Here is a 10638-nt window from a genome sequence, read left to right on the forward strand (position 1 = left end):
TTCCTTCTTCCTTCTTCCTTCTTCCTTCTAAAATGGAAACAATACCGAAAGTCACAGCCACAGAAGCCGCCTTAAAACTAATAGACTACCTCAAAACTCAGCACGGAGAATTGATGTTTCACCAATCCGGCGGCTGCTGCGACGGTAGTTCTCCCATGTGCTATCCCAACGGAGAATTAATCGTCGGCGATGGGGATGTATTGCTGGGAAAAATCGGCGGTTGTCCTTTTTATATTGCAGCACAGCAATACGAACATTGGCAGCACACGCAGTTAATCCTAGACGTGGTACAGGGGCCCGGAGGCAGCGATTTTTCCCTGGAAGGGCCGGATGGAGAGCGTTTTATTACTCGTTCTCGGTTGTTTGTCAATGCTGATTAACTCTGTTGGCGTTCCATAAGAGAGGGATGATATGGATAAAAAGCAGCATGAAATGCCCAGAATGCAAATCCAATAGGACAAGTAAGAATGGACTAAAAAGAGGTAAACACTCATCACATTTGTCTTAATTTCTTAATTGTCGTCGCGAGGAAAGTCAGCCCACCGCAAACAGAGAGAGGCTATAGTGATGAAATGAAACGTGAATGCCTGAAAATGTACGTCAATGGCATGGGACTGCGAGCCATTGAGCGTGTCACAGATGGTTGGTCAGTTTATCCTTGCTTTATCCCAGATGGAGACCTGAATGTGAGCAAAACCTATATGACCTGAGTTGAGGCAGAAAATACGCGCTTACGTCATTACGCAAGCTCCACTGCACCGCAAAATTTTATGTTACTCCAAGTCCGTAGAAATGCTGGGTCACTCAATTCGCCTGTTAATTCATTATCTCAAGTTTGGTGATGTCCCTGTCCCCTATGGCTCCATCCCTTAATTCAGCAACGCCAAATAGGACAGTGCGTAAAGTTTTGTAACTGGGCTATATTGTTATCTTGGATGCAATCTAGAGCTCTCTATCTCAGAAGTTGAAAAAACGGATGAACGCTATAATTATTGGTTGTGGCTATGTTGGAAGTGCCGTTGCCCAGCATTGGCGGAACCTGGGTCAGGTAATCACTGCAACGACGACCACGCAAGACCGGATTGGGGAGTTACAGAAAGTTGCCAACCAGGCGATCGTCCTGAAGCGCTGCGATGAAGAGACATTACAGACGATCTTGCCAAATCAAGATGCGATCTTCCTGAGTCTCGCTCCTACAGCAAACCAACAAGTAGATGCCGACATGTACGAGGAGACATACCTGCATACGGCAAACAACCTTGTTCTTGCCTTGAAGCATTTTCCCAACATAAAACAACTCATATATACCAGTAGTTGTTCGGTGTATGGTAATAGTAATGGAGCCTGGGTGAGTGAACTTTCACCTGTGGCACTAGCTAACAGACATGGAGAGATTTTACATGAGACAGAGCAAGTTTTGCTGTCAGCATCCAGCCAAGATTTGAAAGTATGTATCTTTCGCCTTGGAGCCATTTATGGACCCGATCGCGAGTTCAAGAAACGGTTAAGTGGGCTTGCAGGCACAACTCGCCCAGGCACAGGCAATCATTTCACGAACTGGATTCATCTGGACGACATTGTATCAGCAAGTGAGTTGGCGCTCGCTCGTCAATTACAAGGAGTTTACAACCTAGTGAATGATGTTCCAATTACTGCTCGTGAGTTGTTTAAACAAGTGTGCGCTCGCTACGAATTACCTGAAGTGGAATGGGATGGGTCAGATGGCACAGAGCGAGCGAATAATCGACGCATATCGAATCAGAAGCTCAAAGCAGAAGGATACCAGCTCATTCATCCAGAAGTGGAAATTTGAGCCTGTTAAATGGCGAATACATCAGCCTTTTGCTCCGGTTGTTCGTAGATTAAAGTACAGCTTCGCTGTGTATCATTGGTATCTGGGGTCCAACACATTGAGGCATAATAGGTCGTCTTGAATCGATCGATCGAAAGAACAACCTCTATGGCATCGGGAAATTGGATTTGTAGAAAATCGCCTTGTATTTCAATCGGTTGAGGAGGAACTGGCAGTTGAGCCATCTCATCCAGTGAAATATACGCCCCGCCTGTCGTTGGAGCAGGAAGTTTGAGGTAGTTGACTCGATCGATCCTACAGTGAGTTTGTTCAGACCACCAAGGTTTCGCTACCTCTTCCTTGCTCTCTCTAAACAATGAAAACAGGTTAGGCTGAGAGCTATTGGTGGCGTCTTTGTAGTACATCACCACCACACTTGTTCTTTTTCCTGATGCCAGGAGGTAAGGCTCAAAATAGAATCTTGAACCCGTTCTATCGTGCCCAACCATTGTGTCAGAAGAATTGGGATTAAACAGCAGATAAGCCTCGGGATCGACCGGATGGATAATCAGCGGATTACCCAAGGTCAAAACCCATTGTTTCTGCGTTACTGTTTCTGTCATCCGACTCCTGAAGTCGAGGGAATGGGTGACAGTTTGCCGATCGTCAGAAGGAATTAAGCTCCGTACAGAATCAAGAATATCGAGAACCTGCCCTGCTGCATCATATCTAACCAATACCCCTTGCCAACGTGCACAGTGATGAGCTATGAAATTTTCCCACTGCTGTTGAGCAGTTAAAGGTACTTTGGCGGTGATGGACACTCTGTTCTCTGACATTGGCGTATCCCTGTTTTCCCTATAGATTGTTGTCAATAATTTAGTTTGGCGGATTCAACCTGTTTATTTATTCTACTCAAGACTGAGCCAGGATTATTTGCAACTGAGACTGCTATCATCCACTGCGACGCTTGTTTAACTGCAACTGACAAACCCTGTTCTGCGCCGATCATACCTATCCTGCTTTGGGACGAAACCATTTTTGCTTCTCCTGATTTAAGATTGCCGATCGCTCCTCAACCAATATTATAATTACATAAAATAAGATTTGGGCTAGGTCTCAACGGGCGATCGAGCTTTTGCTGATAGCGGCAGCTTGAAACCTGCCGCTAAAATCAGTCTCGGAAGTGATGCAGGATTAATAATTAATGGGTGAATTCAAAATTATCGCACTCACAATTTAAGACTACATTAAGCTTTAGGACTTGTAATTAAAGCCAATTCAATTTTGTCATCAGGCTTTTGAGTCACTTGGGCGTGCAAGCCGGGGCCAAAAAATTTAGCTATTTTTTCTTGCTTTTCTTCCCAGAGTTCGATCGGCAGCAGCGGCGAATAAAACTCTAGAATTAAAGCATAAGCACCGTCAATATCAACTTCCCGCAAGCCTTGGAGGAGGGGGCGTTCCTCATCTGTAGGGGCCATTCCCAAGCGTTCCAGGGCGTCATCTAAGTGGGCGGGTTGGCCGTAGCGAAATCGGGTGATATCTTTGCGGACTTGGTTTTGAGTATCCGTGGCCTGACTTTCTCTCAGCAGGAGAACTTCAGGAGAAGTTGGTTCGGTAAACTCCACTGGTTCGAGCTCGGCCGCTTTCAGGGCCAAACCTCCCAGCAACAGGGGAATTCCATAAAAAAACCCGGCTAGGTTGAGGGTAGCTTGGTCGGTGAAGTAGGCATAGAACCCGACTACTGCTAAAATACCGCCTACCACTAAGGCTAGGCTTGCTAAAGAAATTTTACGTAACATATTAGTGAGGTAAGTAGCTGGAATCAACAATATACTTTAATTATTATCGGGCAAGAAGTCTTGAATAAATTTAGTTTTTTTGCCAAAACACCCGCCAAAACTGCTAGCATCTATGAAATCGGGTTTTCTGTGCATTCACAATCTTGTCTCTAGCTTCAAAAAACTATCCCGCTTTCCCTCGCCTCGGCGCCACCGATAAAGATCTGGTTAATTGCGCGCCGTTGGTTCCAGAAGGCAATCGAGATCGGCAGTATCATCAAATTATAGAGAGCGGCGATCGACGCTCTTGCCCTTTCAACCAATTTTAGGACATGATTAAAGACGAAGACAAACAGACTGCGGGCGCCAACAAGTCTGTTCTCGACCAGATTAACTCGCTCAAACGCGAAGATGAAAGGCTTTATAATATCTTAGCGATCGATGTCTGGGCCCTAGCCAAGACTATGGATGAATATCAACCGGGATTTTGGGCGGCTTTTATGAAAAACCGCGAGAAAGCCCTGAAGCGATTTTTAGCTGAAATGATGAAAAACAAACCCGCAGATACCAAACGTCCGCCTTTTCTGCGCTGAAGTTGGGCTGAAGTTTTGATGAAGTTTTGATGTACAATCAAACTATAACACAGACCCAAAAACCATGAGCAGGTTCCTCACTTTTAATATAAAAACAGTGCAGGATTGGCCCAGAAAGGTACGTCGGTGAATTAAGAATCCCCGTCTGTTCGCAGGGGGGAATGTCACATATTTTTGTTAATAGTAGCAAAGGCAAAAAACAATGGATGTACAGACAATCAAAGAGCGCGTAGCAGAAATCGAGATCAAGCGGGAATCCCTCGTGCGGCTGTTAGATCGATCGGACTTGGGAGCCCTGAGAATCGATGTCAGTCAGGCGATCGAGGAAATTGATGATTTGTTAGAAGAATTTAAGCGCACTTTTGACAGTTAATTAGTCATTGGTCATTGGTCATTGGTCATTGGTCATTGGTCATTAGATCGCAAGCTGTTTTGTATTTAATTTGTATGGTTGGGGCTGACAGGATGCGATCGGTATTAACTTAGCATTTAACCATAAGTCCGCCAGGGACTCAAGTCCCTGTCTAATAGCGAAAGTCCTCTCAAGAGGACTGATGAGTTATTTAGTCCTCTTGAGAGGACTTTTGCTTTGAGGCAGGGGTTTTTAACCCTTGCCGGATTGCGGGAAAGCGCGTTATTAAGTTGGCACCAATGACAAGATACCCATCCACAAAAGTTTAAATAAAAACAACTGTGAAAATTAAATGTGGGACAGCTTAACTAATGACTAATGACTAGCCTTCGACTTCGCTCAGTCTAAAATGACTAATGCCCCATGCCCCATGCCCCATGCCCCATGCCCACCCTTCGACTTCGCGAGCGGGCAAGATGCCCCATGCCCCATGCCCCATGCCCCATGCCCCATGACTAATTCATCGCCATATCCCTCAAAATATTCCGTAAACCATGCTATACTGATTTTACTGGTTTACCCCCTTAAATAAGGGGTTAAATCCAGAGATGTATTTCTAGCTAATCTAGTCAATAGTCTAGAACTTTCCTAGAACGCTGAAACCCTTACCGAACATTGAAAACAGAATATGCAAGCTAAAACTACAACCCCTAAGCCCCTAGTCTCTGTCTACGCTGAGAAGGGCGTCTTAGCCTTCCGATTCAGTAGCAAGTACAATCCGCTGTTTGAAATCTTGGACGGCAAGGCCCCAACTAAGCAACGGACTATGGGACTAGGTTTAAGGGAGTCACCTGAGAATTGGAAGTTAGCCCAGTCAGCAGCGCTGCGTATAGAGCGTGATTTGTCAGACTCTGAAAACTGGCAAATACTATTTGACCCTACGTTTGTTAAGTACGGCTTAGCGGTCAAGTACACATCAGCAGCGCTGAAGCTGGCAGCTCCGCCTATCGTAGAGCCTGAGATGACAGTAGGTGCGATGTGGGAAGAGTATCTGCTATGGAAGCAACCACAGTTAGAACCGACTACATTCAGATTACGTTTTTGCAAAACTTATACTAACCTGATTAAAGGGTTAGTTTGGGACAAAGAGACACAAAGCTTTAATCAATCTTCATACTCTATCTGGGATTTATCAATCTCTAATACAGTAGGTGAGATTTTATTTAAAGCTACAACGGGGCAAGAAAATAAACAAAAATCCCTTGCTGCTCTATCTGAAGCCTTTACCCGGTTGCAATCCTTAGGGAAAACCAAGCTTACGATTGACCCGTTTGTAATCGAAAACAAAGCTGAGAATAAAACGGATAAGTACAAATCAACGGTTAACGCTGATGGTACAGAGCGTGAGTGGTGGGATATACCTGATAATGAATCAGATAATGATGAACGCGATAAGCGCTGCTTTAGTAAGGCTGATATGGTAACTATCATTGATGCTTTTTACAATCATAAGAATGCTTCACCACGTGAGTTAGCACCCTTGGTCGAGTTTCGCTTTTTAACAGGTTGCCGTAGTGGTGAAGCTTTTGCCTTACGCTGGCGAGACTGCTTTCGTGGCAAAGAACAAAACAACATTGTTTTTTCACGTAGCTACAACGGACAAATTAAAAATGTCCAAGTCACCAAAACAGGTGAAACTCGAATCTTCAAAATGTACCCTAAACTACGTGAACTACTGCTGCGTATCAAACCTGAGAACGCGAAATCAACTGACTTAGTGTTTACTAAGTTAAACGGTAAACACTGGGATACAGGAGCGGTTACTGAGTTATGGCATCAAAAACAAGAAAAACATAATGGTAAGAAATATGCTTACTCCGGTGTAGTTACTCAGCTAGCTACTGATGGTTTGATTGACGGCTACCTACCGTTTTACAACTGTCGCCATACGTTCATTAGTTTACAAGCTCACGCTGGTACAGACTTATTTCTGCTAGCTACAGCTTGTGGTAACAGTGTCGAAGTAATTCAGAAGCACTACCTAGGGATTGACCCTAATGTAAGCTTTACCGACATCTACTAATCTAGTCTAAACAAAAGTAAACCCCCTAATTTAACCTAGGGGGTTTTTTATTGGTTATTTACCTGATAAGTTTGATGTTTATCCCCTTATTTATGGGGATAAAAGTCAGTTAAAAGTCAATGACATCATCGTCACTTGTTAACGATTGGGGCTGATACACTTTCAGATACTTAGATACGATTTTTCTAAGTAGCTCGCTAGGAAAAATACCTAGTCCTACAGCCTCGCTATTAATTGCATCACGCAGCTCTTTAGAACATCGGAAAGAGAATTGACCGCCATTGGTGGGTATTTTAACCGATATTTGTGCCAAAGTAGATTCCAGGGCTTGAACACGCGCCAATAGGCTAGAAACTTCACTGCTTAGTTGAGCTTGAGTAGATACTTCATCGTCATCTTTCATTGATTTTGGGTTTTGGTGGTAGGCCTATTATGCGATCGAGTTTTTCCGGGGTAGAATTAGCCTAGCAAGCCATCAAAGATACTACTTTCGGGGAAGGGATGTCCTAGTTGCTTCCGCAAGCTCACGATCGCTTGGGCGACTGCTTCTTCGTTCTTCGATACAGCGTTAAATGCGTTAGCGCTTTTTTCATCAAGCTGTACCAAAGCTTGAGCGTGGGCATCGAGGCCGTCCGTCACCATCGTCATCAGCGCAAGGTGTTGGCTATATACTCGCTCTAGATTTTGGTGACTACTGCTACGCAGGTTGTCAATCTTTAGCTCTAAAGCGAGTAGCTTCCTGTTAGTCCTGTGTTGCATACCCCTTACGGTATGTCGTAATTTTCTATTGTCTGTCGTCAAAATATCGCAACACGCTGTGAGTGTTGCAATTTGTGCTCGCAAATTATCATTGGTTTCAGTTTCTTTGCGAGTTAGATTAGTAGGCATTGATTTTGGCTCTACTTCTGTTTTCGCCAGTTTATACAGTTCCTTTAATAGCGCTTCAACCCCTTCTGCCGTAAGTGTTATTGTTTCCGCCACGGGAAACAATAAGCCCAGAATGGTCTCAATACTCCGCTCTATCTCGTTGATTTTGTCGCTTATTGTTTTGATACTTTCGGTCATTATTTTGTCTCCCAGTGTGTAAAAAAAGAAATAGTTTAAAGTCGTTTCGGACTATTTAACCCCTTATTTAAGGGGATAAAGTTGCGCAACTATCTAGATATCAGCCTTAGCATCCAGATACTCAATAAACGAGAAGATGATTTATTGAGTCCCATCCTTTCAAAAATTAAGTTATTGAATTCTGAGTTTTTCTCAGATAAGCGTTGACTCAGCCATTGAAAGAGCAATGCCAATTCTGTCAAGGTGTGCGGTTCATCAGTAAAGGTTAAGATTTGAGTGACTTGTGCTGATGGTGATTCCAACGACATATCCATCGTCAAAATATCTTCAAGCGCGATCGTATTTTTGTTCATTTTGTTGCCTTGTAACTGTATCCCATTGTTCCATCTTTCAGACCAGCACCAAAACCTAACTTGCCCAAACACTGCTGTACCTCAGTCAACTTTGGCCTATCAATTAAACCATCGGCAATAGCAATTTCAAGTGCGATCTTGATTGGTTTTGGAGCAACATGAATTTTTACTCTTTTACTTAATTCTGGCCATTCTAATTGCTTGAATCCTAAAACCTCTTCGATACTTTTAAGGATGATTACTTCGAGCAAGGTATTTCGGGACTTAAGAGCATTGTCTAACCAAGCGCTTGTTTCATCAATGGCGGTAGTGAGAGTATCCCAACTGCCTATTACAACACCACTAATTAGCGGGTATTTAAGCAGCGTCCAATACTCTTTAGAGTGCCTTGGTTTGGCCGTCGTACCGTAACGCCTCTCTACTTCTTTGAATGTTAGCCAGTTACTTTTCTGCTCCCAGAAAGTTTTCACTGCCGATCGCATTTCTTTCCAAGAAATATCATCTGGGTCAAGCAGTTCATCGAGTTTTGCTGTTTTTGTTGTTCTGATCGTCACCGTCCGCCGAGAAAGCTCTGTTGAAGTCTTTTCCCAGATGGTAGTGTAAAGCTTTCCACAAAATGTGCGAAACTCTATATTCTGTCCCTTGCCATTACTGATGAAACATTTATCAGTTTTGCGGTTGTATCCATTCAAAAAAGAACTTAAATACTCTTCTTTCTTAAATGAATCTTCATTAAGATTGTCAATCAATAAGAGCGTATTCTTTTCGTGAGATTTTGTCTCTGGGTCATGCCATCGAATTGCGTTGATATGATTCTTGAGGCTGGCGCCCGTGCTTTGCCCCGAAATGACTGACTGTCCGGACACTGAGGAAATAGCTAATAAAAGCTGAGACTTGCCACTACCAGCACTCCCTACAATCTCTACAATTGGTAAGATTTTACACAAAACTGATGGTAATGTTGCGTAAGCGCTTAGGAAATTATATTCCCAAGGTTTAAGTCCAGATGTAACGTTGGCTAACGCTGTTGCTACATTTGTTCCTAGCGATTCAGTGGGATTAAATAAATTAATCCCATCGTCACAGTCATCAATTTGTTTCGCAAAGTCGCTTAATGTTTCTTCTTTTTCCCAAGCAGATTTCTCGCTGTTTTCAGGCAGATATTTGAGAGTTGGCAAAATTGGTAGTAACTCTACCTCTATCTCTGTATCAAACTCTGCCTTATCATCTGCTGCCGCTAATGCTTTCTTTATTGCATCAACACCTTTTTTAGAAGCCGTCATTTGTGCTAGTCTCCCATAATAATCGAAAGTAGCTTGAGCGTTGTCATAACTGAGTTTTCAGTCAACTCAGAAGGAGGTATGGCAGCGGCCTCAGATTTTGTTGATTCAATTTGACACGCAAGGTCGTACACGTCTTTGTATTCAAACAAGTCTGCTAATTGTTCTTTGAAAAATGTTTCACGAGCTTTTAAACGCTCTGATTCCGTTTCTGGCTTAATGTATGCTCCTTTTTTGTTTCCGTAGGTAGGGGGCTCTAAAGCGGTAACAATCTCAGCCTCAGTTAGTTCAAAAGGTGCGGTAGCAACATCTAGAGACTCAAGCTGTTTGGTTAGCTTTTTAATCAGCGCTACGTTACTCTCATCTGTTGCGTTTAGCTCCCAAAGGTAAGGATTTACCCACGGAACAATATTTCCCGTCAAAATTGTTTGTTGCGGGAAAGTGCGATCGCAAACATCGCTCAAAACTTTATACAACAATGCTTCATCATCGTGAACTTTGGTTACAACAAACTTGCTAGTTTCTTTATCCCATTGTTGTTTCTCTTTGGCAAAAACTCGATAAGTCACTCTTGCGCCACCTGGCTTCCAGTCCTTATCCTTGGTACAAGAGACTCCTACGCTAGCGCTTGTGAGAATACCGTAACAAGTCACTTCGGTATCTGTTTTACACAAAACTACTTCTTTAAAATGTAATACATCTTTGGAAGTATTGAATTCTGGATTACTCCAGATTGTAGCCTTGCCTTCTTTATTAATTGAAACTGAAACACTCATGTTAGATTTTGGTAGGGTTACAACTTTAACCCCTTAAATAAGGGGTTAAACATCAATTAATCGCTAAGTGAATCAAGGAAGTTTTCGTTCTTTTGATTTTGTGCGATCGACAACTTAAAACTACGTAGCATTGATTTAGGCTCGTATTGAAGCGTTACACCCATGTCTTCACACAAATGGATTGCGTTATCGTGCCGCTTTATTGAGTCTTCAAATGTTTGCTGGAACAAAGTTTTGAGCCGATCGTAAACCTTTGCAGCTTTATCTAAAGTAGGCGCTTCTTTTTCAAAATTGGCGTTTTCTGCACTGCAAATAAAAGGGGCAATCACTTCTAGCAATTGATACTGAATGAATGCTTCATCGTAAATTACACAAGCGGGTGTTGGCGGAACAGTTTTTGCTGTAGTACCATTGGGATTGACTTTTTGAGTGACGATAACGGAGTTAGACAACAAATCAAATACATCTTTGTATCGGGGGTTGACAATTTCTGACCAATGATAAGTTGGTACAGTATCCTCAGTCTCACCTAATTCAATTGGGGACTGTCTAGTATCTTCTAT

The 10638-nt window shown here is 43.0% G+C and carries 13 protein-coding genes and 1 pseudogene; 6 read left to right on the top strand and 8 right to left on the bottom strand.

The window, feature by feature from the left end; all coding sequences use genetic code 11:
* The first annotated feature begins 32 nt into the window (after nucleotides 1–32).
* From QUB64_RS30465 to QUB64_RS30475, 3 genes and pseudogenes are all read left to right on the top strand, one after another.
* A complete protein-coding gene (locus tag QUB64_RS30465) occupies nucleotides 33–380 on the top strand; it encodes a DUF779 domain-containing protein (protein ID WP_333277701.1) in 348 nt (115 codons plus the stop codon).
* A 47-nt stretch (nucleotides 381–427) separates the two neighbouring features.
* Nucleotides 428–873 (top strand): annotated as a pseudogene (locus QUB64_RS30470) (IS1 family transposase).
* Between the two features lie 103 nt (nucleotides 874–976).
* On the top strand, nucleotides 977–1813 hold the full coding sequence (locus QUB64_RS30475; RefSeq protein ID WP_333277699.1) for an SDR family oxidoreductase: 837 nt from the start codon (nucleotides 977–979) through the stop codon (nucleotides 1811–1813).
* Nucleotides 1814–1818: 5 nt separating this feature from the next.
* On the opposite strand, the gene QUB64_RS30480 is transcribed toward QUB64_RS30475, so the two are convergent.
* Complete coding sequence (locus QUB64_RS30480) at nucleotides 1819–2631, bottom strand: DUF3598 family protein (protein ID WP_333277697.1); 813 nt, start codon at nucleotides 2629–2631, stop codon at nucleotides 1819–1821.
* 411 nt (nucleotides 2632–3042) lie between these two features.
* Nucleotides 3043–3594 carry a DUF2854 domain-containing protein gene (locus QUB64_RS30485; RefSeq protein ID WP_333277695.1) on the bottom strand — a complete coding sequence of 184 codons (552 nt, stop codon included), beginning with the start codon at nucleotides 3592–3594 and terminating at the stop codon, nucleotides 3043–3045.
* A gap of 311 nt (nucleotides 3595–3905) precedes the next feature.
* On the opposite strand from QUB64_RS30485, the gene QUB64_RS30490 reads away from it, so the two are divergent.
* The 3 genes from QUB64_RS30490 to QUB64_RS30500 all read left to right on the top strand — a co-directional run bounded on the left by QUB64_RS30490 (nucleotide 3906) and on the right by QUB64_RS30500 (nucleotide 6601).
* Entirely contained in the window at nucleotides 3906–4166 is a 261-nt protein-coding gene (locus QUB64_RS30490; RefSeq protein ID WP_333277693.1) for a hypothetical protein, read from the top strand.
* A gap of 202 nt (nucleotides 4167–4368) precedes the next feature.
* Complete coding sequence (locus QUB64_RS30495; RefSeq protein ID WP_333277691.1) at nucleotides 4369–4539, top strand: hypothetical protein; 171 nt, start codon at nucleotides 4369–4371, stop codon at nucleotides 4537–4539.
* A 667-nt stretch (nucleotides 4540–5206) separates the two neighbouring features.
* Complete coding sequence (locus tag QUB64_RS30500) at nucleotides 5207–6601, top strand: hypothetical protein (RefSeq protein ID WP_333277518.1); 1395 nt, start codon at nucleotides 5207–5209, stop codon at nucleotides 6599–6601.
* Between the two features lie 109 nt (nucleotides 6602–6710).
* On the opposite strand, the gene QUB64_RS30505 is transcribed toward QUB64_RS30500, so the two are convergent.
* From QUB64_RS30505 to QUB64_RS30530, 6 genes are all read right to left on the bottom strand, one after another.
* Entirely contained in the window at nucleotides 6711–7004 is a 294-nt protein-coding gene (locus QUB64_RS30505; protein WP_333277520.1) for a hypothetical protein, read from the bottom strand.
* A 56-nt stretch (nucleotides 7005–7060) separates the two neighbouring features.
* Entirely contained in the window at nucleotides 7061–7666 is a 606-nt protein-coding gene (locus QUB64_RS30510) for a hypothetical protein (protein ID WP_333277522.1), read from the bottom strand.
* A gap of 89 nt (nucleotides 7667–7755) precedes the next feature.
* The gene (locus QUB64_RS30515) at nucleotides 7756–8019 is read right to left on the bottom strand and encodes a hypothetical protein (RefSeq protein ID WP_333277524.1); all 264 of its coding nucleotides are present in this window, start codon (nucleotides 8017–8019) and stop codon (nucleotides 7756–7758) included.
* Nucleotides 8016–9302, bottom strand: a complete 1287-nt coding sequence (locus QUB64_RS30520) for a hypothetical protein (RefSeq protein WP_333277526.1) — start codon at nucleotides 9300–9302, stop codon at nucleotides 8016–8018. The genes QUB64_RS30515 and QUB64_RS30520 overlap by 4 nt, the downstream gene beginning before the upstream one ends.
* Before the next feature lie 5 nt (nucleotides 9303–9307).
* A complete protein-coding gene (locus QUB64_RS30525) occupies nucleotides 9308–10075 on the bottom strand; it encodes a hypothetical protein (RefSeq protein ID WP_333277528.1) in 768 nt (255 codons plus the stop codon).
* A gap of 56 nt (nucleotides 10076–10131) precedes the next feature.
* The coding region (locus tag QUB64_RS30530) for a hypothetical protein (RefSeq protein ID WP_333325932.1) at nucleotides 10132–10638 on the bottom strand (507 nt) is incomplete at its 5' end.

It is taken from the genome of Microcoleus sp. Aus8_D2 (genome assembly GCF_036702665.1).
In the GTDB taxonomy this organism is placed as follows: Bacteria; Cyanobacteriota; Cyanobacteriia; order Cyanobacteriales; family Microcoleaceae; genus Microcoleus.

Excerpts from the sequence above, each read along its gene's own strand:
- QUB64_RS30465 (WP_333277701.1), top strand. The coding sequence starts at position 33 with ATGGAAACAATACCGAAAGTCACAGCCACAGAAGCCGCCTTAAAACTA.
- QUB64_RS30475 (WP_333277699.1), top strand. The coding sequence starts at position 977 with ATGAACGCTATAATTATTGGTTGTGGCTATGTTGGAAGTGCCGTTGCC.
- QUB64_RS30480 (WP_333277697.1), bottom strand. The coding sequence starts at position 2,631 with ATGTCAGAGAACAGAGTGTCCATCACCGCCAAAGTACCTTTAACTGCT.
- QUB64_RS30485 (WP_333277695.1), bottom strand. The coding sequence starts at position 3,594 with ATGTTACGTAAAATTTCTTTAGCAAGCCTAGCCTTAGTGGTAGGCGGT.
- QUB64_RS30490 (WP_333277693.1), top strand. The coding sequence starts at position 3,906 with ATGATTAAAGACGAAGACAAACAGACTGCGGGCGCCAACAAGTCTGTT.
- QUB64_RS30495 (WP_333277691.1), top strand. The coding sequence starts at position 4,369 with ATGGATGTACAGACAATCAAAGAGCGCGTAGCAGAAATCGAGATCAAG.
- QUB64_RS30500 (WP_333277518.1), top strand. The coding sequence starts at position 5,207 with ATGCAAGCTAAAACTACAACCCCTAAGCCCCTAGTCTCTGTCTACGCT.
- QUB64_RS30505 (WP_333277520.1), bottom strand. The coding sequence starts at position 7,004 with ATGAAAGATGACGATGAAGTATCTACTCAAGCTCAACTAAGCAGTGAA.
- QUB64_RS30510 (WP_333277522.1), bottom strand. The coding sequence starts at position 7,666 with ATGACCGAAAGTATCAAAACAATAAGCGACAAAATCAACGAGATAGAG.
- QUB64_RS30515 (WP_333277524.1), bottom strand. The coding sequence starts at position 8,019 with ATGAACAAAAATACGATCGCGCTTGAAGATATTTTGACGATGGATATG.
- QUB64_RS30520 (WP_333277526.1), bottom strand. The coding sequence starts at position 9,302 with ATGACGGCTTCTAAAAAAGGTGTTGATGCAATAAAGAAAGCATTAGCG.
- QUB64_RS30525 (WP_333277528.1), bottom strand. The coding sequence starts at position 10,075 with ATGAGTGTTTCAGTTTCAATTAATAAAGAAGGCAAGGCTACAATCTGG.